Genomic DNA, 23220 nt, shown 5'->3' on the forward strand with positions numbered 1-23220 from the left:
TGCAATGCCGGTCGCAACGGAAATCGAACGCCGCAACAAGGCGCTGTTTGCCTGCCTGATGATCACCGGAGCGCGAGACGGAGCGCTGGCCTCACTGCGCCTCAAGCATGTGGATCTTGTCGAAGGCGCGATCTTTCAGGATGCGCGGGAGGTCAGAACCAAGGGGTCAAAGACCTTCACCACCTATTTTTTGCCGGTCGATCCCGTTTATCTCCCTCATTTCGAGGCATGGGTGCGCGAATTGCGCGAAGTAAGGCTGATGGGGCACGACGACCCGCTTTTTCCTCCACCGCTTATGGGCGTCGGCGACGAAGGCTTTGAGGTGGTTGGCCTGAAAAGGGAATGTTACGCGGGAGCCGGGGCGCTGCGTGAGGTCATCAAGTCGGCCTTCGCGAACGCCCATATGCAGGCTTTCGGCCCCCACAGCTTCCGCAAGACTTTGGTGCGCTGGGCGAGTGGGCACTACGCGACCGTAGAAGCGTTCAAGGCGTTTTCGCTGAATATCGGCCACGACAGCGTTGTCACCACCGTCAGCGCCTATTGCCACGTCACGCAGGAACGGCAGGCGGAGCTGATCCGGGCCGGAACAACCTGAGTTGCAGCCTTGACGCGGCAGCGCCATAGTGTGGCGAAAATCAGTATTCCGGGCAGTCATGTACGAAAACGCATTCAACAAGATCGAAAAAGACCTCCGTGCCGAAGAGGGTGTCTCCAATGAACTCGACTACGTGTAGCAAACTTCTTGGGTGCTGTTTCTGAAATACCTGCACGATCTGGAAATCGAGCGTCAGGATCGCGCGGAACTTGAGGGACGGGAGCATTCCCCGATCATCACCGGGAAATACCGCTGGAATGCTTGGGCGGCTCCGAAGAAGAACGGCGCGTTCGACCATGACGCGGCGCTTACCGGCACCGATCTGACGGATTTCGTGGACAAGGAGCTGTTTCCCTACCTCGCCTCCTTTCGGCAGTCCGCAGAGAACCCGCAAACCATCGAATACAAGATCGGTGAGGTCTTTACAGAACTCCGCAACAAGTTCCGGTCCGGCTACATCCTGCGCGACGTGCTGGAGCAGGTCGATAGCCTCGCCTTCAACACGCAGGAACAGCGGCACGAGCTGTCCGAACTATACGAGACTCGCATCCGCCGCATGGGCAACGCAGGGCGCAACGGGGGCGAATACTATACGCCCCGCCCGCTGATCCGCGCGATGATCCAAGTCACCGACCCCAAGATCGGCGAGACGATTTATGACGGTGCCTGTGGCTCTGCGGGCTTTCTGTGCGAGGCCTTCGAATACCTGACCATCAATCCTGACGGCACCCGCAAGGACATTGGCGGCGGCTGGAACACGCTTCAGACCCGCACCTTCTACGGGCAAGAGAAGAAGGGACTCGCTTATATCATCGGGATCATGAACATGGTCCTGCACGGGATTGAGGCCCCGAATCTTGTCCACTCCAACACACTCAATGAAAACGTGATGGATATTCAGGAAAAGGACCGCCACGACATCATCCTCGCCAATCCCCCCTTCGGCGGCGGCGAACGGCGCGAGGTGCAGCAGAACTTCCCGATCCGCACGGGCGAGACCGCCTATCTGTTCCTGCAGCACTTCATCCGCAAGCTGCGGGCCGGGGGCCGCGCGGCAGTCGTGATTAAGAACACCTTCCTCAGCAACACCGACAACGCCAGCGTTGCCCTGCGCAAGGAACTGCTGGAGGCGGCGGAACTGCACACCATCCTCGATTGCCCGCAGGGCACGTTTCAGGGGGCAGGCGTCAAGACTGTCGTGCTGTTCTTTGAAAAGGGCGCGCCGACGCGCGACATCTGGTTTTATCAGCTCGATCCGGGGCGCAGCATGGGCAAGACCAACCCGCTGAACGACGCCGATCTGGCGGAGTTTGTGGAGCTTCAACGCACCCGCCCGAACGGGCGGAAAAGCTGGATCGTAAACCGTGCCGATCTGGATGAAGACACGTTTGATCTGTCGGTCAAGAACCCCAACGCCCCCGAGGCCGAGGCGCTGCGCAGCCCCGAAACGATCATCGCCGACATGCTGGCGCGGGATGTCGAGACGGCAAACATTCTGGAGAATATCCGGGGGATGCTGTGAAGGCGGGTTGGAAAGCAGGGCAGATTGGCGATGTCTGTACAGTGATTGCAGGACAATCACCAAAGGGATCGGCATACAACGACGATGGCGTCGGACTGCCTTTCTATCAAGGAAAGAAAGAGTTTCGCGACCGTCATATCGGTCCGCCGACTACATGGACTTCAGTGGTAACCAAAGAAGGTGAATCCGGCGACATTCTGATGTCTGTCCGTGCTCCCGTTGGGCCGATCAACGAGGCTACGCAGCGAATTTGTATCGGTCGAGGCCTAGCAGCGATCCGGGCTAAAGATGGACTGGATCGCGATTTCCTTTGGTATGCCCTCTTGTGGTTGCAGCCGACGATCAAAGGAAGCGCTGGGGCGGTTTTTGACTCCATAAACAAGGCTGGCATCGAGAGCCTTCCCATCCCTCTCCCGCCGCTCGAAGAACAACAGCGGATTGTTGCGGTTCTGGACGAGGCCTTCGAGGGTCTGGCCCGCGCCCGCGCCCACGCCGAAGCCAACCTCCAAAACGCACGAGAGTTGTTTGATAACTTCGCCACGGGAATATTTTCCCAGACCCTTGAAGAACATGGGCAAACAACTTTGAAGGATGTTTGCGAATTTATTACAGATGGAACGCACCAGACTCCAACGTACTTTGATTCTGGATTTCTATTTTTGTCGGCGAAAAACATCAAGGATGGCCAATTAGATTGGAAGGATGTGAAGTACATTGACGAGGTGCAACACATCGCAATGCAAAAGCGCCTTGCTCCTCGATTGGGTGATCTCCTCATTAGAAAGAACGGGGCTGGGTATGGAGCGGCCGCTCTTGTGGATCGTGACGTAATTTTTGACGTTTACGTCAGCTTAGCAGTCCTAAGGCCCAAGAATTTTATATTGCCTGAGTACATGCTCCAGTTTGCGAACTCCTCATTCGCTCAATCACAGTTTAAGGATCGAATCAAAGGCCAAGGCGTTCCGAACCTTCACCTTCAAGAGATAAGACAAGTGAAGCTACCTGTTCCTAATGACATAAGGGTTCAAAAAGATATTGCGGATAAAATCCAGACGGCATTTGAAGCTATTCGGGTTGTTGAATCGACTTATCAAAAGAAGCTCCAAGACCTCGATGACCTCCGCCGATCTCTTTTGCAGAAAGCCTTCGCGGGCGAATTAACATGATGTAACGAGTAGACCTGATGAGCATTCACATTGAGACCGAAGCCGATACCCGCGCCGAGCGCATAGACCCCGTCCTTGCGGCTGCGGGCTGGGGGCAGAACGGCTCCAAGGTACGGCGTGAGGTCATCTGTCCGGGGCGTATTCAGTCGGGCGGCAAGCGTGGCAAGGGATTGTCCGCTGACTACGTCCTGATCCACAAAGGCCACAAGCTCGCCGTTCTGGAAGCCAAGCGCGCTGGCGTGAGCCACCGTAACGGCGTTGGACAGGCCAAGGACTATGCAACGCGTCTGGGGTCTCGCTTTGCCTATGCCTCGAACGGTTTGAAGTGGTACGGGATCGACATGACCACCGGGGCCGAAGGTGACATGGCCTTGCCTTTCCCCACGCTGGATGAATTGTGGGACCGCACCTTTGCCAGCCAGAACCTATGGCGTGACCTGTTCGGGGCCGTAGACTTCGAGACAGACGGCGGAACGTGGGAGTTGCGCTACTACCAGCACAACGCGATCACGGCGGCGTTGGACGCGCTGAGCAAAGGCGACAGGCGCATCCTGCTGACGCTCGCCACCGGCACCGGCAAAACGTCAATCGCGTTTCAGATCGCGTGGAAGCTGTTTCAGGCCAAGTGGAACCTGTCTGGCGCTCCGACGCGACGCCCGCGCATCCTGTTCCTCGCCGACCGCAACATCCTTGCGGATCAGGCCTACAATGCCTTCTCTGCGTTTCCGAATAATGCCGTCACCCGCATCGACCCCGGCACAATCCGCAAGAACAAGGGCGTGCCCAAAAACGCGAGCCTGTTCTTCACCATCTTCCAGACCTTCATGACAGGCGAGGGAGAGCCGGTTTACAAGGATTACCCGCCCGACTTCTTCGATTTCATCGTGATTGACGAATGCCACCGAGGCGGGGCCAAAGACGAAAGTGAGTGGAGGCGATTACTTGAGTATTTCGAACCCGCCGCGCAGCTTGGCTTGACCGCGACACCCAAACGCAAACACAACGCCGACACTTACGCTTATTTCGGCGAGCCAGCCTACACCTACGCACTGCGCGACGGGATCGAAGACGGCTTTCTGACCCCGTTCAAGGTGCGCCAGATGGCCAGCACGATTGACGAATACATCTGGGACGGCTCCGACGAGTTGCTCGAAGGTGAGGTGGAAGAGGGGGAGCAATTCACCGAAAACGACTTCAATACCCGAGTGGTCATCGAAGAACGTGAATTGAGTCGGGTCCAAGAGTTCATGAGCCAGATCAATCAGCGGGAAAAGACGCTAGTGTTTTGCGCAACGCAGGATCATGCGGCTTTGGTGCGTGACCTGATCAATAAGGTGAAGGTGAGCAACCACCCGGATTATTGCCACCGGGTCACGGCAGAGGATGGCGCAATCGGCGAGGCGTGGTTGCGGACATTTCAGGACAACGAAAAGACCATTCCCACGATCCTGACCACGTCTCAAAAGCTTTCCACCGGGGTCGATGCGCGCAACATTCGCAACATTGTTTTGATGCGCCCGGTAAAATCGATGATTGAGTTCAAGCAGATCATCGGGCGAGGAACGCGGACCTATGAGGGGAAGGATTACTTCACCATCTGGGACTTCGTGAAAGCGCATTTGAACTTTCAAGATCCTGAGTGGGATGGTGAGCCTGACGATCCAGAACCGCCAACCCCGCGCCCGCCATCCGGGCCAAGCGATATCGATGATCCATCGCCGAAGCCTGAAGACACGCCGGAAGATGTCGAGCGGCCCGCGAAAGTTAGGATCAGTCTTTCAGATGGGTCGGTGCGCGACATTCGATATCTGGCGACCACGACATATTGGAGCGCAGACGGTCGGCCCATGACGGCGCAGCAGTTTCTTGAGCAACTCTTCGGCGACCTGACCGGCCTGATCAAGGACGAGGACGAATTGCGCAAGAAGTGGAGCAATCCGACGACGCGCATTGCCTTGGTGGAGCAGCTTTCGGATCGGGGTTACGACGCTGAGAAGTTGCAAGAGATCAGGCGGATGGTCAGCGCGGAGAATAGCGACCTCTTCGATGTTTTGGCTTACATTCTGTATCAAGCGAAACAGAAGACCCGTGAAGAGCGTGTAGAAGCGGCCAAGCCTGACGTTGCTGGCCAAGAGAACCGCGATCTGAGGGAGCTACTCGCAAGCGTTCTGTCAGCCTACGAAGAACGGGGTTTCGAGGATCTCCAGATGGATAAGCTTGGAGAGTACCTGACGGCGCGGTTCGGCGGGGTATCTGAAGCCAAGAGCAAAGTCGGTGACTTGGGGGTCATCCGCGCAGCGTTCCTGAGGGTCCAAGAAGCGCTCTATCGCCACTAGACGAGCGAATTTGGGGGTAGATTTGGGGGTAAGCAAAAATTCGCTTTCAAAATATTCATATTTTAACAAAAGGTTGACGTCTTGATGTGTGTCCTATCACCGCACCACTTTTCCCTTTTTGAATGAAACGGTTGCATCCGGTCGTCTCTGGGCGTCGGGCGCATTTATTCTGTGTTTTGGCCGCCAGAATGCAGACGCGCGATTGGGCCCGTCATCTGTTCTGTGGGCGTCCGGCTGGCGGCTTGTGGGTGCGCGCCTGTCAGCATCCATGCAACCCCATAGAGCGGGTCAGGAATCAAACCAAACCAGCGTCCTGGCCCGACGGATTGAACATTTTTTCTGGGTGAACGTAGGGCTGCCTTCCGGGGCGAAAATGGTCGAAAACCTGCCCATCGCTGTGAAAAAATCCAGCGATTTGAGGTCGAAATTCCACATTTGCCGATGAGTCGGCAAATTCCGTGCAGGTTGACATCGACCAGCCTGCCCCTTGTGGTAGCGATAACGGAAAGAAAATATTACCAATTTCGAATACACGCCCTAAAGTGTCTCCAGGGCAACCCGAGGTTTGAACCACGGGAATCCCTGAAGTCACGGGAGGACTGACATGACAAACAAGATCACGACGCGGCGCGCCGCGCTGCGTACTTTGGCAGGTGCCGGGGCGGCGACCCTTGCGGCTCCGCACATCGCCGGAGCGGCGAGCCACACCAAGACCTGGAAGATCCAGACCAGCTGGCCCGGCGGCGCCGGTTTGCAGATTTTCAAGGACTGGTGCGCGACGATTGAGGAAAAGACCGGCGGCGAACTGGCGTTTCAGCCGTTTGGTGCCAATGACGTCGTGGGCGACTTTCAGTTGTTCGACGCGGTCAAGAACGGCGTTCTGGACGCGGTGAACCCCTTCACCATCTATGCACAAGGCATCATTCCCGCGGCAACGTTCCTGACCTCTATCCCGCTGGGCCTGCGCAATCCGCATGAATTCGACGTCTTCTACTACGGTCTCGGCGGCATCGACATCGCGCGTGAGCTGTACGCGGCCCAAGGCATGCATTTCGTCGGCCCGGTCCACCATGGCCCGAACATCATCCACTCCAAGGTGCCGATCCGCTCGATCGACGATTTCGCGGGCCGCAAGATGCGCCTGCCCGGCGGTATGGTCGCGGAAATCTTTACCCAGATTGGCGCTGAAACCACGGTTCTGCCCGGCTCGGAAATCTTCCCCGCTTTGGAAAAGGGCACCATCGACGTGGCCGACTATGTGGGTCCGGCGGTGAACTACGCGCTCGGGTTCAGCCAGGTGACAGACTACATCGTCATGGGCCCTCCGGGTTTCATGTCGCTGTACCAGCCGGTCGACATCATGGACATCACCGTGGGCAAGGCCGCGTGGGACGCGCTGTCGCCGCAGATGAAGCAGTTCGTCGAGATGGAAACCCACGTTTATTCCGACATGCACCACGCCGCGATTCAGGCCGCCGACCAAGAGGCCTGGGGCAAGTTCGAGGCCGACGGCACCGAGGTCACGCGCCTGACGCAGGACGATGTGGAACTGATGACAGAGGTCGCCGTTCCGATCTGGTTCGACTACGCCAATCGCGACCCGCAGGCCGCGCGCGTGTTCAAGATCCAGCTGGATTACATGATGTCCGGCTCCTTGGGCTATGTCGATCCGGCCCTGACGCAGGGGCTAGAGCTCAAGCTCTGACCGGTTTCTCAGAACCACTTCTTTCGCCCGGCGCCATGTGCGCCGGGCGCTTTCATACGACTCCAATCTGCAAGGACCGCAAATGCCGAGTCTCAGCTTCACGCTGCCGCATTGGCTCTACTGGGTGGGTCTGATCGTCTTTCCCATCGTCGCGATGGTTCTGTCACGACGCCCCCAGAAAGCCGAGAAACGCTATACCCTGCCACTGGCCTACATGATCGCCGTCACCGGCGGGATCATCGGGCTGCACCGTTTTTACCTCAAGAACATGCTTGGGCTGGTCTATATCCCGATCTTCCTGTTTGTGCTCTACGCCAACGGACAGACACAGGATGCGCGCACGATCCTGTCGAACCATGAAAACCAGTTGCGCGTGGCGCAGCGGGTGATCGACCGGGAAGAGGGCCGGGTCACCGATGCCCGCGCCGGACTGGCCGACATGCAGGCCGCCATTGACGCCGCCGAAGAGGGCAGTTTTGCCAGACGCAGCGCCGAAAAGCGGCTGGAGCGCGCGCAGGATACCGTCTCCAAGGGCGAAGAGCGCCTGACAGAGGCGCGCGCCACGCTGATCGAGGCGCAACCGTTGCGCGATCAGGCCGCCGCCGCCCGCGCCAATTGGGACAATGCAGCAGGCTATGCGCTGTATGCCATCATCGCGCTGCTGCTGATCGACTTTGTCCTGCTGCCGGGCATGGTGCGTCGTGCCAACGATAGCCTGCCCGCGCATGAGGAACTGACGGAGGCCGAAAAGGCCCTGCGCGCCGCCGAGGCCGAAGAGGGGCCAAAGCATGACCGCGACTATGCGGAAAACTGGATCGACCGGCTGTCGCTGTTTTGCGGCGAATTCGTCGCCTACTGGGCGGTGATCGCGGTCTTTGTCTACTACTACGAAGTCATCGCGCGCTATGTCTTCGGCTCGCCGACCAACTGGGCGCATGAGGCGATGTACCTGATGTTCGGGATGCAATACCTGATCGCCGGGGCCTACGCGATGATGACCGAAAGCCACGTGCGCGTGGACATCTTCTATGCCCCGCTGAGCAAGCCGAAAAAGGCATGGGTCGATCTGCTGACGTCGATCTTTTTCTTCATCTTCGCGGGCACCTTGCTGGTCACGTCGTGGATCTTTGCCATGGACGCCGTCGCGGTGCCGTCGGGCAATTCCATCGTGTCCGACTGGGCGCGCGGGCAAATTAGTCTGGGTGAGATGTTTGCAGGTTTCGGAACCAGCCAGTGGACAGACCCGAACATTCGCTGGGGCGAGATCAGCTTTAACGAGTGGGAGGTGCCGTTGTGGCCGATGAAATGGGTCATGGTGATAGGTGGACTTTTGCTGGTGCTGCAAGGCGTCTCGAAGGTCTCAAAAGACATCCGTGAAATCGCGCGGGGGAACTGAGGCATGGGAATAGAAATCGGAATTGAGTGGCTGACGCTCATCATGTTCGGCAGCCTTCTGGCGCTGCTCATGGCGGGCCTGCCACTGGCCTTTGTCACCGGGGGGCTGGCCTGTGTGTTCCTGTTTGTGCTGGGCGATGCCCGCGCGCTGAACATCGTGCCAAGCCGCATCTTCCCGCTGATGACCAACTATCAGCTCTCGGCGATCCCGCTGTTCATCTTCATGGCGGCGATGCTCGAAAGGGCGGGGATCATCAACGACATGTTCGATGTGATCTACAAGGTCCTCGGCGGGGTGAAGGGGGGGCTGGCCTCGGCCACCATCATCGCCTCGACGATCCTTGCGGCGATGGTGGGGGTGATCGGCGCTGCGGTTGTGACCATGGGCATCATTGCCCTGCCGGCCATGCTGAAACGCCATTACGATCCCAAGATCGCGATGGGATCAATCATGGCGGGCGGCACGCTGGGCATCCTGATCCCGCCGTCGATCCTGGCCATCATTTACGCGGTCGTGGCCGAACAATCGGTGGGCGAACTGTTCATCGGCGCGGTCATTCCCGGACTGATGCTGTCGGGCATGTACATCGCCTATGTCACCCTGCGCTGCTACATCAACCCGGTTCTTGGCCCGGCTATCCCGGTCGAGGAACGCATCTCGAACGCCGAAAAGGTAAAACTTGTCGGCAAGATGGCCGCCCCGATCACGCTGGTCGTGGTGGTTCTGGGCATCATCTTTTCCGGTGTGGCCACCCCGGTTGAGGCGGCGGGCATCGGCACCTTCGGGGCCTTCATCGTGGCCGCCATTCACCGCAAGCTGGACTGGCCCACGGTGCGTGAGGCCTGTACCACCACGCTCAAGGCCAGCGCGATGGTCATCTGGATCATGTTCGGCGCGACGATCTTTGTCGGGCTTTACGTGCTGGAGGGCGGTCAGCAATTCGTGCAGGACGCGCTGGCGGCCACGGGGCTTGGCCCATGGGGTATCCTGATCCTCATGCAAATCCTGCTGGTGGTGCTGGGGATGTTTCTGGACTGGGTCGGCATCCTGCTTTTGTGCGTGCCGATTTTTGTGCCGATCATCAAGGCGCTGGGGGCTGCGGCCTTTGGGTTGAACAACCCCGAGGATCTGGTCCTGTGGTTCGGTGTTCTTTATCTGGTGAACATGCAGATGTCGTTCCTGTCGCCGCCTTTTGGCTATGCGCTGTTTTACCTGCGCGGCGTGGCCCCGGATCACATCCCGATGACCGATATCTTCAAGTCGGCGCTGCCGTTCCTGGCCTTGCAGGTGTTGGGGTTGGTCCTGTGCATGGTCTTTCCAGAGATCATCACATGGTTGCCGCAACTGGTCTATGGCTGACGCCAAACCCTCTGGGGCAGGCCCTGTCAAATTGACAGGGCCTGTCTTGTATTACCGGGGCTGGCCCCGGTTTTCTGTTGATGTGGCTGCGCAGTTGCTCCGGTCACGGCAGAGCACCGTCCTGACCCGAGCGCTTTTTGTGGCCGCCCGAGGTCATGTCGTCATCCGTTGCGGAAATTTCTTCGAAATAATCGCATACTTGTCGTGTTCAGGTGGCAGGTGGCAGGTGTCTGTTTCTGGCCTTGGGTGAGAATTGTCCGGGCGTGGTGTCGGGCCGGGGGGACGATCGTGGGGATATCTGCGGCGTGGCCCGGTATGCCCAACGCCATTGATGCGCCGGATGCACGGTGCGGCCTGCTCAATCCGCTCAGGCCGGGCCACCGGGACGACAAGGGCGGTGCGACGGGTCTCCGGTCATGCGGCCTCGGCAGTCATGCAGATTTTTCCGAACTGTCGACTGGCCAGACCCAGAGGGGGGCCAACGGCTTCGACACCCAAGTCCAATGCGGCACCGACAAAAGCCGGGGCGCGGCCAGCGAAGGCAAATCGCGTCAAGGGACGGCCCAGCGCCTGATATGCGCGGTCGGCCAGAAGGGTGGCCTGTAACGGGCCATGCACCACAAGCGCGGGATAGCTTTCCGCGTCGCGGGCATAGGACTGGTCATAGTGGATGCGGTGCGAATTGAAGGTCAGCGCGGAATAGCGGAACAGCAGAGTCTCGGTCGGCCACAGGCGGCGCACGCCCGCTGAAAGCGGCGCGGGATCTTCGGCGGGCAGCGGATCGGGCGCATCGCCGTTTGCGGCGTCGCGATAGACGATATGCTGTTCTTCGTCGATTGCGGGGCGATCATCGGCCAGGATGGTGTGGCGCACCGTGACAAAACACAGGTTTCCGCTCTTGCCCTGTTTCGGCGTGACCGCGGTGATCCGCGATTGCCGGGTCAGGGTCTGGTTCCGGCGCAGCGGCGACAGCACCGTCATTTGTCCCGACGCCCACATGCGGCGCGGAAAGGGCACCGGTGGCAGGAAACCGCCCTTGGGCGGATGTCCGTCCGAACCAAGGGCCGATGTCGCCGGACTGTCGAGCCCGACGCACCAATGGATGCCGAGGGGCAGATGCCCCGAGTTGTTGTCCGCGATCTCCAGCGTAGCGCAGAACCGGTCCACCAACTCCTCTGTCAAAATGCCTTGGGACTGCTGCGCGCGCCCCACCCAGTCGTCGAAAGTGTCCAAACCGTCCGCCATTGCCATGATATCGTTTGTCCGACACATCTGGCCGGGATCGCTGTATTGCGAGCCGACCATGCAGGAAGGCCGGGTGTTATGCCAATCGACGGCACCTTTGGCAGATGGAGCTGCGCCCTATGGGCGGTCAGTGGGCGGTTCGATCGGATGCACCATGGCCGACAGGCTGTAGCGCTGGATCATTTCGGCAATGACAGAGATGATCGTGGCCTGCACCGCCTGATCGCTGACCGTCAGAGGCCGAGACCACTTGCGCACCAGATATGCGGTGCGCTGAAGCTTGGCATCCTTGATCGGGACCAGCGCCAGAGAGCCGCGTTCCACCTGACGCAACACCGCCGCCTGCGATAACAGCGAATAGGCGCTGGCGCGTTCGACCATTTCGATGATGTGGGGCAAGGCGTCGATTTCCGAGACCACGTTGAGCCGACCACCGGCGGAGGCGACGCAGCGTTCGACGATGGTCCGGGCACCATGCGAATTATGCGGCAGGACCAAAGGCAGCTTTTGCAACTCTTCCAGCGTCACCGGGTTAAGCGCGATTCCGTTGGGGCCGATCTCACCGGGCCAGTTGTCCGGGGCGGTGATGACGAAAAGTTCTTCGGTCAGCAGGGGCTGGGACACGAAACGCGACGCGTTGGCGATGTCGTAGACACAGCCGATCTGAGCGGTTTCGTTCTCGACCTGATCAAGGATGTGGCGCGACATGCCCTCGGTGATGTGCAGGCGCACTTTCGGCAGCTCGGTCAGGACCGTCTCGGCCAGAGGGACGCTGATGATCAACCCGATGGTCGGCGGCAACGCCACCGTCAGCTCTCCAGCAGCCACGCCGCCGGTCTGCTTGACTTCGTTCGCCAGCGCCTCTGCCCGGTCGAGCAGGTCCTTGCCGCGCATCGCCAGAGTGCGACCCGCCTCGGTCATTTCAACGCCGCGCGGACTGCGGACCGCCAGACGGGTGTCCAGATGGCGTTCCAGCTTTAGCACCGCCTCTGAAAGTGATGGTTGGGTCAGTCCCAGAGCGTCTGCCGCCGCCGACATGGATTTGTATTCGGCCACAGCCAGAAAATAGCTGATGTGGCGTAGGTTGAAGGCTGGAGTCATCGACCGATCCCCTTGCGACAGGTTTCGACCCGGCGTGCACAGGAGAGTCCCATGTCGGGTCAAGGCTCACTTTATGACAGGGCACATTGCAAGGCAATAAAATTATGCATTATGCACAAATCTGGCATTTCGGGAACCAGACCCGATGTCATCCCCACAAGAAACCCCAGCGCGCCACATCTGGAAATCCAGTCAGGGAACTGCAACGCCGCGACCCGCAAGGACCGCAGACACAGACCGGGACCGACCGGTTCGACAGGCGATCCCGAGTGAGGGTTGTGCTACTATTGCGGCAATGACACGGACGCGGGCAATGCGTCGGCTATGCACCGTGTGATCAGTCCCGGCCGGTTGCAGATTCTGCCTGATCCTCAGCCCAGACGCCCTGTCTTTCGAGATACTTGACCAGAATCTCGCCACCTTCGGTCAGGTGTTCGGTCATCAACTGGCGGGCTTTTTCCGCGTCACGTTCCAGGATCGCATGATAAATCAGCGCGTGATAATCGACGGCCCCGTGAACCTGCTCTTCGACCAGACCGTAGAACTGGTTTGGCAACTGCTTGGTCATCTTGCCCAGCAGAACCGCGAGACGGGTAGAGCCGGACCCCAGATTGATGGTCCGGTGGAACTGGTGGGCGAGCCGGGTGTGCAGCGCCTCGTCACCCTTCTCGGTGGCGTCCCTGTGGTCGCGCAGCAACTGCCCAAGTGCCTCACGCTGCGACTCGTCAAGGCTCAGCGCGGCGCGCGCGGCCAACTCTCCGGCGAGAACACCCTGCGTCCAGAAGATATCGCGGACATCCTGCTTGCTGAACCCGACCACCATGAAACCACGCCGCGGCACAAGTTTCACAAAGCCCTCGTTCTGCAAAAGCAGCAGCCCCTCGCGCACCGGGGTCGAGCTGGTCTGCATGGCCTTGGCGATGGCCTCGATGCGCAGGAACTGCTCTTTCCGAACCTTGCCGGAGATGATCAGTTCCCGAACGTAGCTTGCAACGTCCTGCGAAAGCTGGCGGCGCGGCGCAACATGATTATCGGGCAGGTTCACACGACAGATCCAACATTATCCATGATGTCGAGACTCTTGCAGCCGGGCGTGAAAATCAAGGACCACTTTGGGCCGCTGACTTGCGCTGTTGGCCCGACAAGGCGCCGATGTCAAAACAGGCTGCAATCTCGTCGTCAGACAGGCCCCAGTCCGCCAGCACCTCCGCTGTATGGTCACCGGCCTCCGCCGGAGGGCGCACCAGGGCACCGGGGGTGCGGGAAAACCGCGGGGCCGGGCTGGGATGGCGGACCCCGCCAAGCGGTTGGGTCACATTGCGAAAGCGGTTGTGCGGATGTTCCGCCGCCTCTGTCAGGTCAAGAATCGGGCTGACGCAGGCGTCGCAGCCGTCAAAGACTTTTTCCCATTCGGTCCGTGTCTTGTCGAGGAAGCGCCGCGCAAGCACCGCGCGCAGACGTGGCCACATCTCGGGGTTGTCGCGATCCGGCAGGGTGGCCCGGTCGAGGCCAAGTTTCTCTATCAGGACGCGGTAAAAGCGGCTCTCGATAGCGCCGACGGCAACATGCCGTCCGTCGGCGGTCTGATAGGTCGTGTAATAGGGCGCGCCGCCGTCCAGCACGTTTGTCCCGCGGTCCGGGTTCAACTGCCCGGCGGCCTGAAAGCCGTGAAACACCGTCAGCAGGCTGGAAACTCCGTCGATCATTGCGGCATCCACGACCTGTCCCCGGCCCGAGCGTCCTGCCTCGAAAACCGCCGCCATGACCCCGAAGGCGAGAAACAGCGCGCCCCCGCCATAGTCACCCACCAGATTCAGCGGCGGCACCGGCGCGCCCCCGGCGGAGCCGATCATGTGCAAGGCACCGGTCAGGGCAATGTAATTTATGTCATGGCCCGCCGTCATCGCCAGCGGCCCCTCCTGTCCCCAGCCGGTCGCCTTGCCGTAGACCAGTGCGGGCCGCGCGGCGAGACATTGGTCGGGGCCGATGCCCAGACGTTCGGACACGCCGGGGCGGAACCCTTCGAGAACCACGTCAGCCTGTGCCGCCAGCGTCAAGAAGACCCGTTTACCCGCGCTGGATTTCAGATCTATGGCCACCGAGCGTTTGTTCCGGCCGCGCAACTCGAAACGGGCGGGCTTGTCGATGCCCATCTCCGCTTGTGTTGTGCGGTCGATGCGGATCACATCGGCCCCAAGGTCGGCCAGAAGCATGCCGCAGAACGGCACCGGCCCCATCGCCGCGACCTCGATCACCTTCAACCCTTCAAGCGGTCCCATTTTCGACTCCTCTTGTGCCCCGGTCCCGGCGGTCATCCGCTAGGCCGCAACGATGCTTTGATCGACAAGCTTGCCGATCTCGGCCTGGCTCAACCCCAGTTCTGTCGCCAAAACCTCTTCGGTGTCCTGACCCAGCCGCGCGGCCGGGAGGGCGGCGGCGCGCGGCATGCCCTCGAAGCGGGCCAAGGCACCGGGCACCGGATAGGTGTGGCCCGACGGCTGGCGCAGGGTCTGGAAAAGGTCGTTGTTCGAGACAAGCCTTGGATCTTCTGTAACCGCCGCCTGAAGGCTCTGGTAGGGTTCCCAGCAGACGACCGCCGCATCCAGTCGCCTGCCGATCTCGGCAAGGTCGAACCGCGCGACGGCGGCGGCGACGATGGGACAGATCCGGTCACGATTGGCAAAACGAAGTCCCTCGTCCCGGTTGAAACTTACGCCGAGGTCGGTTTCAAGCGCGGCGATCTCATCGGTGATTTCCAAGGCCGCGATCAGACCCGTCCACTGCCTGCGGGTGATTGCGACGATCATAATGCGGTGATTGTCGGCGGTCAGGAAGTCGCGCCCGAAGGCACCGTATAGCGCATTGCCCGTCCTGCTGCGATCGCCGTCCGTCATCACCTCGGCGATCTGGCCAAGATGGCCCAACGAACCGATGGCGATGTCGCTGAGCGCCAGCCGAATCTCACGCCCGGCACCCGTCATGCGGCGCTGACGCTCGGCCGCCAGCAGCGCGAAGGCCCCGTAGGCCCCGGCCAGCAGGTCCCATGCGGGCAGGGCGTTGTTCACGGGCCGGTCGCCGTTGTCGTCGGGATCGCCGGTCATGTGTGGCACGCCGACGGCGGCGTTGACGGTGTAGTCAACCCCGTTGCGCCCGTCGGGCCAGCCCATCACGCGAAGGGTGATCAGGTCAGCGCGCCGCCGCACCAGCCGGTCGTGGCTGAGAAACCCGTCCTTTGGGTAGTTGGTGACGAAAAGCCCGCGATTGTCGCCTGCCGCCGTTATGATCGCGGTGGCCAGTTCGCGGCCCTCGGGCCGGGACAGGTCCAGCGCGACGGACAGCTTGCCCTTGTTCAGGCCCTCCCAATACAGGCTGTCTCCGGCCTTGGTGACCGGCCAGCGCCGATAGTCCGGCCCGCCCCCGATCATGTCAAAGCGGATGACCCTCGCGCCGAACTGGTTGAGATGCAGCCCGCAGGACGGTCCCGCGATGAAAGATGCGCCTTCGACCACGGTAAGATCGGACAGCAGGTCGTACATTCAGATCGTTCCTTTGTTCGACATTCCAAGGGCGCGTGCCGGTCAAGGGCGCGCGCCGGTGTCCCGGCCTCGGCGTATTGGGACGGACGGTGCGGTACACGGATCACCATATCCCGAATTATGCATTATGCAAAAATGTTGCTCAGATACCGGCTATAGGAAAAGCCATCCAGGATTTGCCCCGTGCAACGGGGCCATGCGGCAATCGTTTCCAGCAACCACCGATACCCCCGGCAGGGGTGCCCGATATCGGGCCGCCGACGGGGCTGCGGGACGTGGCCTGCGTTGGCCCCGACCTCTAGGCTCGGACCACGCTTTCCACCACACCGGGACACCGACAGCCGCCATGATCGATCCAGCCGGATTTCGCCCCCGCCTCTACACCTCATCCGACAGCGCATACCCCGGTTGTGTGACCTACTGCACGCGGGTGGACCGCTGGGAGTGTGACTTCAACGACCATTAGAATGCCCGCAACTACGCGCGCAGCTTCCGGATCGCCGCAGAGGTCTGCGCCAGCCTCTCGGGTCTGGCAAATCCGGCCGACAACACGCGAACGCGTCACATCCGTTACCACCGCGAATTGCGCGATGGAGACCCGGTCGAAGTCCGCTCGGCGCTGTTGGGGGACGGACCTTTTGCCGGAAGTCTTGTGCACTGGATGTGCAGCGACGGCAGGCTGTCCGCGACGGCCCTTGATCTGTGCAGCGTTCCGCCCGGTCGCCTGCCGGTCATCGCCGCCGATCTTGCCGGCCCGGCCCGCCCCCGTGGGCTGAGCCTGCGGCAGACGGACCTTGCACAGACCGTCACGCCGGCGGACTTTCAGGTGCCCCTCGGCGTTGCCGGGCTGTCTGACTTTGATCATGACCGGCGGTTCCTTGACGAAAGCATCCTGCGGTTGGTGGCGGTGGTATCCAGCCAATACCTGAACTCTGTCGGCTTCACGCCGGCCTTCACTGCACGCACCGGGCTGAACCGCATGTCGGTCGAAAAATGCTATTCGCTCAATACCTGCTGCTGCCCCGGTGACTTTCTTTGGGCCGATACAAAGGTCACCGGCCTTGCCCGCAAGAGCCTTGTGCTGTGCCACGACATCTATTCCGGATCCGTCAGGATCGCCCGTGTGGAGCATGTTTTGGTGGTGGTGGACCTGAAGACACGTCGCATCGTGACGATACCGCGCGACCAACTGGCCTTTGCGGACGGACCGCCGGACGCGGTGTCGTAGCGCGGCGCGCGCTGCTGAACGGTGCGAGACACCCAGCGTATCAGTGTCACAGACCTTTCGGGCAACCCCCAGCCGAGGGGACCGGGCGGCTCATTGGTCGGCGCTCGGGTCAAGGGAAACCTGATCCCCCCCTTTGCCTGTCCCGATGGCCCCGCGCGACTGGCTGTCCAAGCCGTCGTCGATGGTGGAAAATCGCCGTCACATGATCACCGCCGGCGGGGCCGGAGCATCAACCAAGGAGACTGACATGCCTGCAAACTACCAGGAGCGCGTGAGCGGCAAGTATTACGAGGAACTGGAAGTCGGCGCGATCTACAAGGCCTCGATCACCCGCACCGTCACCGAAATGGACAACACCCTGTTCTCGTCGCTGACCCACAACATGGCATGGCTGCATCTGGATGCGGAATATTCCAAGGACCAGATGTTCGGGCAACGTCTGATGAATTCCAACTTCACGCTTTCGCTGGCCGCCAGCGTGCAGGTCATCGATCTGACCCTTGGCACCACCGTCGCCAACATGGGCTACGATCAGGTCAAGTTCCCGAACCCGGTCTTTGCAGGTGACACCCTTTATGTCGAAAGCGAAGTCATGTCCAAACGCGAGTCGAAGTCACGCCAGAATGTCGGTCTGGTCGAATTCGAGACCCGCGGCTACAACCAGCGCGACGAGCTGGTGGTGATCTTTCGCCGGACATCAATGATGATCAAGAAATCCTCCCTCGAAACGGTCGGGTAACATCGCAGCCGCGAATAGCGGTACTGTCGGTGCCCCTGCTGCCGTTTTCAGCGCGCGGGGGCCTGACCCCTGACCGGGGGCGATCCCGCGTCATTCCGACCCCGCTCCGGCCTTGCCATCGCAGCGGCCGTGCCTCACCTTCGGCGCGTCTATTCGGACGGCAAGGCACTTCAACCCGCCACCTGACGCTCCGGCTCTGCCCATCCATTCCGCCGTTCGGCGGAGCGATGGGACGGGTGATTTGTGTTCCAAGGCTGGCGCGGGAGGACCGGGGGGTAAGGTCCCTTCTATAAGGGCATTGGCTGGGCCGATGGCGTGGAGGAGGCCAGCAGCGCGTCCAGTGTGTCGCGCTACGGATGAGATAACAAGTTGAAATAAATAACAATCTGACGCCCGTTCAACAGTCGGCCCGATAGAAGGCGGCCTGTCAGGGATGAACTGGTCAGCCGCGATGCCAGATTATGCATAATATATAAAACATTGACACTGGGGATGTTGGAACCAAGGATGCGGGTGCCGGGCCATACGCCGGGTCGGAGGACATTCCCTTGAGCGTCGCAGTCAGGCGGTCGTTCAGGCCATAAGGAGGAGGAACTTCATGACTACCATCTCCAAACGCATCGCGGCGGCCATGGCCGCGTTCCTGACGACGGCGTCGTTTGCCCAGGCTCAGGAGGTGACGCTTCGGATCGCCCATCCCTACGCCGACAACCACTACCTGTCCGAGCACGGCATAAAGATCTGGGCCGAAGACGTCATGCGTCGCACCGATGGGGCCGTGGCCTTCGAGTATTTCCCCGCCGGGCAGTTGGGCAAGGCCCAGGTCTCGTTGCTGGAAACCGGGCTGGCCGACATCTCGTTTCTGGTGCCCTCGCAGGAAGTGGACAAGATGCCGCTTTCGTCGGTTCTGGAACTGCCCGGCTACATCCAAAGTGCCTGCGCCGGTGCCGATCGTTTCAACGCCATTGCCCGTCCCGGCGGCGAACTGGACCGGCAGGAACTGGCGCCGCTAGGTGTCCGTCTGCTCTACACCAACATGCTGCCGCCCTATGTCATCATGACCAAGGCGAACCCGGTGCGCAGCCCTGAGGACATGGTGGGCCTGAAGCTGCGGGCCAACGGGGTGGCCATCGGCGAGACGATGCGCGGCCTTGAGGCGGTGCCGCTGCCGATCTCCTCGGCTGAGATATTCGAGTCGATCAGCCGTGGCACCATCGACGGCGCCTTCTTCCCTTGGGCGGCGATCACGCCGTATTCGCTGGAAGAAGAGATCAGGTACATCACTCAGGGTGTGTCCCTCGGCGGGGCCGCCTCGCTGGTCTCGATCAGCGAGGAAAGCTGGCAGGGCCTGTCGCCCGAGATCCAGACCGCCATGCTCAAGGCTTCGGAGGTGGCGCAGGAGAACCTGTGTACTTGGCTTGACGACAACGTGGCGGCCACGCGCGCCAAGATGACGGGCGACTTCGGTATCGAGCTGATCGACCTGTCCCCCGAAGATGCGGCGGCATGGTACGAAAAGGTTGCCGGCGTCGCGGACAACTGGGTGGCGCGCATGGGCACCCTCGGCCTTGACGGGGCCGCCGTGATCGCGGCCTTTGACGCCGCTGGCGGAACCTGATCCGCACCATCCAATAATATCCAACGCCGGGAAGGAGGCCCATGGAACGGATCGTTTTCCGACTGGAGCAGGCCTGCATGGTCGCAGCCGTGTTCTGCATGATCACCGTGATGTTTGTCGTCGCCTATGACGCCATCGCGCGGTACGCGCTGAATGCCCCACTTCCGTGGGCCTTCGAGGTACTCAACTACTACGTTCTCGTGGCCCTGGCCTATTTCGCCGTGTCGCCGACCTTTCAGCGCGGCGATCACATCGGAGTCGATCTGTTCTACAATCTGATGGGCCCGCGCGCGCGGGCCGCCTGCGACCTTGTCACCGCAGTGCTCAGCGCGATGTTCTTTGCCTGGATCGGTTATGCCACCTTCGCGGCGATGATGAAGTCCTTCGATCGCGGCGCGGTCTATCTTGGCTACTTCGCCTATCCGGCGTGGCTGTCGTATTTCCCGGTCGTCTTGGGCTCGGCACTGTTGGTCGTGCGGCTGTTGACGCACATGGTGGCGCTGCTCCGTCACGGCGAAGATCCCAATGTCGGCATTCACGAAGGAGACGGGTCATGATGGCCGCGACTGTTGTCCTTTTGTTGGTCCTCTTGCTGGCAATCCGCACGCCGGTCGGGTTCGCCATGGGCATTTCCGGGGTCGTCGGGCTTTACTGGTTCGGTGGTGAGAGAGTTGTCATGGGCATCCTTTCAACAATGCCACGGGACTCGGCGGCGGTTTATGAGTTTCTCACCATCCCGATGTTCCTGCTGATGGCGGAATTTGTGCTGCGCTCGGGTGTGGCCGACGACCTGTTCCGCGCCGCGTCGGCCTGGTTCGGGCGTCTGCGCGGCGGTCTTGGCATCGCCACGGCGGTGGCCGGTGCCGGTTTCGGGGCGATCTGCGGTTCTTCGACCGCTTCAGCCGCGACGCTGTCCTCAACGTCGCTGAAGGCCATGCTGACCTACGGCTATGAGCCGCGTATGGCGGCTGGCGCGGTGGCCATATCCGGCACCCTTTCGATGTTGATCCCGCCAAGCATCGCCATGGTTGTCTACGGCCTGCTGGCCGATGTGGGCGTCGCCAAGCTGCTGATTGCCGGAGTCATTCCCGGCCTGATGGTGACGTTGACCATCGCGCTGACCATTTACCTTCTGGCGTGGCAAGACCCGCAGCGTGCTCCGTTGGCGGACAAACACAGCCTGAGCGAGAAAGTCGCCCTGCTGAAAAACGTCGGGCCGATGCTGGTGCTGCTGTTTGCGGTGACCGGCGTTATCTACACCGGTCTGGCGACCCCGACAGAGGCATCGGCCATGGGCGCGCTATGCTCGGCTGTGATCTACTTTCTGCGCGCGCGCCGCAGTCTCGGCGAGACCTACGACCTGATCGCACGGGCGGTCCGTTCCTCCTGCATGATCGCCATGATCCTGCTGGGCGCGCACATTTTCTCGACCTTTTTTGCGCTGACCCAGACCACCAATGCCATGGTGCAATGGGTGACTGCGCTGGACCTTGCCCCTTGGGTGTTTATCGCGGTTCTGGTGCTGATCTACATCATCCTCGGTTGTTTCCTCGACCAGATGGCGATCATGGTTCTTACCGTGCCTGTTGTTGTGCCGCTGGTAGAGACCATGGGCTTCGACCTTATCTGGTTCGGCGTGATCATGATTGTCACCGCCGAGTTGGGCATGGTCACGCCACCTTTGGGGCTGAATGCCTTTGTGGTGTCGAAATACTCAAATGTTTCGCTGGCGGACGTGTTCCTTGGAACCTTGCCGCATGTGCTTGCGCATATCGTGCTGATCGTACTGCTGGCGGCGTTTCCGATCATCACGCTTTGGTTGCCGAACCAGATGTAAACGCACCGGAAAAGTATGGGGGCCGACAAGCGGCCTCTCAGGAAAGTGGACCAGCACCACGGGCGGGACAGCGGGCTGTTTACCGCCGTTGCCAGAACGCTGATCCAAGATCAGGTGCGGGCGCTCTTGCCGATGCCGATCTCGACAAGGTCCGGCAGGTCTCCGGTGCTTTTGGTTACTGCGCCTGTGCGCTGGCCATTGGCGTGGCGCGGTCAGGGGTGGTCTTCGGACATGCGGCCCATGTCCGAAGACCACGGGCGCGATTTCCGCAAGATGGCCAACCTGCGCAAGGCCCCTGCACTTGGCCGTCCGGGCACGCCGGACAGGGCCGCAAGCGCGGCCTGTTTCCGCGTCTCGGACGGTGCGCACCTCATCACCGGAACGGTTCTGCCCCGCAACGGCGGTCATTCCGGCGGCAAGACCTGATGCAGTGCGCGGGGCGGTACCGTGAAGGGGTTGCCTATACCCGAGCAACGCTCTTCCGAGGCCACCGGGCGTTCTCTGCCTGCGCCCGCTGTGGCATGATAAGTTGTGCATAATACACGAAACCGGGGCGTCCCCAGCATGGCGCGTCCCCACCGGGCCGGACCCTCTAACCCGACGGAACGCCACCCGCCAAAATCAGAATCCGGGCATCAGCCCGACCGAACAGCCGGAGAAGACAACATGCCCTTGGACCAATCGGAACTTGACCTTATCCGCGGCTCGATCAGCAAGATCGCGCAGCAGTTCAACCTCGATTACTGGCGCAAGGCCGATGCCAACAAAGACTATCCGTGGGACTTCAAGAATGCCTTGGCCGAAGGCGGTTGGCTGGGCATGTTCATGCCAGAACAATACGGCGGCATGGGGCTGGGCCTGCAAGAGGTCGGAATCGTGCTGGACGAGCTTGGCCGCAAATGTGGTTTCAACGGAAACTCGGTGTTCCAGTATTTCGTTTTTCCGCCGGGTCCGGTGATCCACCACGGCCATCAGGAGATGAAAAAAGAGTTCCTGCCCAAGCTGGCTACGGGCGAAGAGATGATGTGCTTCGGCGTGACCGAGCCCGACAACGGCGTCGACACCTCACGGCTCAAGACCTTTGCCAAGAAAGACGGCAAGCGGTATCTGGTGAACGGGCGCAAGGTCTGGATCTCGAACGCGATGAACGCCGACCGAATCCTGCTGCTGACCCGAACCGCGCCGCGCGATCCCGAACGGCCCTTCGACGGCGTGACCCTGTTCCTGACCCGCTTGAAAGGCAAGAAAGGGGTCGAGATCAATCGCATCGACAAGATCATGCGCAATACCGTGGACAGCGACGAGATTGTCTTCGACAACTTCGAAGTCTTCGAGGACGAGATTGTCGGCGAAGAGGGCAAAGGCTTCCGCTGTCTGATCGCAGGTCTGAACCCAGAACGCATCGCGGTGGCCTATACCGCCATCGGCCTTGGTCGCGGCGCACTGGAACTGACCACACAATACGCCAAGGACCGCGTCGTCTTTGACCGTCCGATCGGCAAGAATCAGGCCGTCGCTCATCCCCTTGCCGAGGCCTGGATGCGGCTGGAAGCGGCAGAGCTGATGACGCAAAAGGCGGCGCGCATGTTCGACGAGGGCAAGTCCTGTGGTCCCGAGGCGAATGCGGCCAAGTTTCTCGCCACGGACGCAGGTTTTATGGCGGCGGACTTCGGCATGCAGTTCCACGGCGGATATTCGATGTCGAAGGAATACCACATCTCGCGTTTCTGGATGGAAACCCGCCACCTGAAGATTGCACCGATCAGCCAGCAGATGGTCTGCAACTTCATTGCCGACAAGGTGCTGGGGCTGCCAAAGTCGTATTGAAACCGGCAGG

General features: G+C 60.7%; 18 protein-coding genes and 1 pseudogene. 14 read left to right on the forward strand and 5 right to left on the reverse strand.

Annotation, left to right across the window (positions count from 1 at the left end; genetic code table 11):
* From ACN0S5_RS19510 to ACN0S5_RS19540, 7 genes and pseudogenes are all read left to right on the forward strand, one after another.
* Window positions 1–595: pseudogene (locus ACN0S5_RS19510) on the forward strand (site-specific integrase); the annotation flags it as partial.
* 151 nt (window positions 596–746) lie between these two features.
* The gene (locus ACN0S5_RS19515; protein WP_417210499.1) at window positions 747–2117 is read left to right on the forward strand and encodes an N-6 DNA methylase; all 1371 of its coding nucleotides are present in this window, start codon (window positions 747–749) and stop codon (window positions 2115–2117) included.
* A complete protein-coding gene (locus ACN0S5_RS19520) occupies window positions 2114–3283 on the forward strand; it encodes a restriction endonuclease subunit S (RefSeq protein WP_417210500.1) in 1170 nt (389 codons plus the stop codon). Before ACN0S5_RS19515 ends, ACN0S5_RS19520 begins: the two co-directional genes overlap by 4 nt.
* Window positions 3284–3300: 17 nt before the next feature.
* Window positions 3301–5619, forward strand: coding sequence for an EcoAI/FtnUII family type I restriction enzme subunit R (hsdR, locus tag ACN0S5_RS19525; RefSeq protein ID WP_417210502.1), 2319 nt, complete (start codon window positions 3301–3303; stop codon window positions 5617–5619).
* A gap of 604 nt (window positions 5620–6223) precedes the next feature.
* On the forward strand, window positions 6224–7324 hold the full coding sequence (gene dctP / locus ACN0S5_RS19530; RefSeq protein ID WP_417210503.1) for a TRAP transporter substrate-binding protein DctP: 1101 nt from the start codon (window positions 6224–6226) through the stop codon (window positions 7322–7324).
* A gap of 82 nt (window positions 7325–7406) precedes the next feature.
* Window positions 7407–8720 carry a TRAP transporter small permease subunit gene (locus ACN0S5_RS19535; protein WP_417210505.1) on the forward strand — a complete coding sequence of 438 codons (1314 nt, stop codon included), beginning with the start codon at window positions 7407–7409 and terminating at the stop codon, window positions 8718–8720.
* Window positions 8721–8723: 3 nt separating this feature from the next.
* Window positions 8724–10079 (forward strand): TRAP transporter large permease, encoded by a 1356-nt coding sequence (locus ACN0S5_RS19540; protein ID WP_417210507.1) that lies wholly within the window; start codon window positions 8724–8726, stop codon window positions 10077–10079.
* Between the two features lie 414 nt (window positions 10080–10493).
* Here ACN0S5_RS19540 and ACN0S5_RS19545 read toward each other — a convergent pair whose 3' ends face one another.
* From ACN0S5_RS19545 to ACN0S5_RS19565, 5 genes are all read right to left on the reverse strand, one after another.
* Window positions 10494–11324 carry an FAS1-like dehydratase domain-containing protein gene (locus ACN0S5_RS19545; protein ID WP_417210508.1) on the reverse strand — a complete coding sequence of 277 codons (831 nt, stop codon included), beginning with the start codon at window positions 11322–11324 and terminating at the stop codon, window positions 10494–10496.
* Between the two features lie 117 nt (window positions 11325–11441).
* The gene (locus ACN0S5_RS19550) at window positions 11442–12425 is read right to left on the reverse strand and encodes a LysR family transcriptional regulator (RefSeq protein WP_417210510.1); all 984 of its coding nucleotides are present in this window, start codon (window positions 12423–12425) and stop codon (window positions 11442–11444) included.
* Window positions 12426–12762: 337 nt separating this feature from the next.
* Entirely contained in the window at window positions 12763–13470 is a 708-nt protein-coding gene (locus ACN0S5_RS19555; protein WP_417210511.1) for a GntR family transcriptional regulator, read from the reverse strand.
* Between the two features lie 55 nt (window positions 13471–13525).
* Window positions 13526–14704 (reverse strand): CaiB/BaiF CoA transferase family protein, encoded by a 1179-nt coding sequence (locus tag ACN0S5_RS19560; RefSeq protein ID WP_417210512.1) that lies wholly within the window; start codon window positions 14702–14704, stop codon window positions 13526–13528.
* A gap of 39 nt (window positions 14705–14743) precedes the next feature.
* Entirely contained in the window at window positions 14744–15961 is a 1218-nt protein-coding gene (locus ACN0S5_RS19565) for a CoA transferase (protein ID WP_417210513.1), read from the reverse strand.
* Window positions 15962–16544: 583 nt separating this feature from the next.
* On the opposite strand from ACN0S5_RS19565, the gene ACN0S5_RS19570 reads away from it, so the two are divergent.
* The 7 genes from ACN0S5_RS19570 to ACN0S5_RS19600 all read left to right on the forward strand — a co-directional run bounded on the left by ACN0S5_RS19570 (window position 16545) and on the right by ACN0S5_RS19600 (window position 23210).
* Entirely contained in the window at window positions 16545–17189 is a 645-nt protein-coding gene (locus ACN0S5_RS19570) for a hypothetical protein (RefSeq protein ID WP_417210514.1), read from the forward strand.
* A gap of 247 nt (window positions 17190–17436) precedes the next feature.
* Window positions 17437–17928, forward strand: coding sequence for a MaoC family dehydratase (locus tag ACN0S5_RS19575; protein ID WP_417210516.1), 492 nt, complete (start codon window positions 17437–17439; stop codon window positions 17926–17928).
* A 598-nt stretch (window positions 17929–18526) separates the two neighbouring features.
* Window positions 18527–19546, forward strand: coding sequence for a TRAP transporter substrate-binding protein DctP (dctP, locus tag ACN0S5_RS19580; protein WP_417210517.1), 1020 nt, complete (start codon window positions 18527–18529; stop codon window positions 19544–19546).
* A gap of 41 nt (window positions 19547–19587) precedes the next feature.
* Complete coding sequence (locus ACN0S5_RS19585) at window positions 19588–20103, forward strand: TRAP transporter small permease (RefSeq protein WP_417210518.1); 516 nt, start codon at window positions 19588–19590, stop codon at window positions 20101–20103.
* Entirely contained in the window at window positions 20100–21383 is a 1284-nt protein-coding gene (locus ACN0S5_RS19590; protein WP_417210520.1) for a TRAP transporter large permease, read from the forward strand. The genes ACN0S5_RS19585 and ACN0S5_RS19590 overlap by 4 nt, the downstream gene beginning before the upstream one ends.
* A 240-nt stretch (window positions 21384–21623) precedes the next feature.
* Window positions 21624–21809 (forward strand): hypothetical protein, encoded by a 186-nt coding sequence (locus ACN0S5_RS19595; protein ID WP_417210521.1) that lies wholly within the window; start codon window positions 21624–21626, stop codon window positions 21807–21809.
* 240 nt (window positions 21810–22049) lie between these two features.
* A complete protein-coding gene (locus ACN0S5_RS19600; protein ID WP_417210523.1) occupies window positions 22050–23210 on the forward strand; it encodes an acyl-CoA dehydrogenase family protein in 1161 nt (386 codons plus the stop codon).
* The last annotated feature ends 10 nt before the right edge of the window (window positions 23211–23220 follow it).

This window comes from Antarctobacter sp., from assembly GCF_048262615.1.
Classification (GTDB): domain Bacteria; phylum Pseudomonadota; class Alphaproteobacteria; order Rhodobacterales; family Rhodobacteraceae; genus Antarctobacter.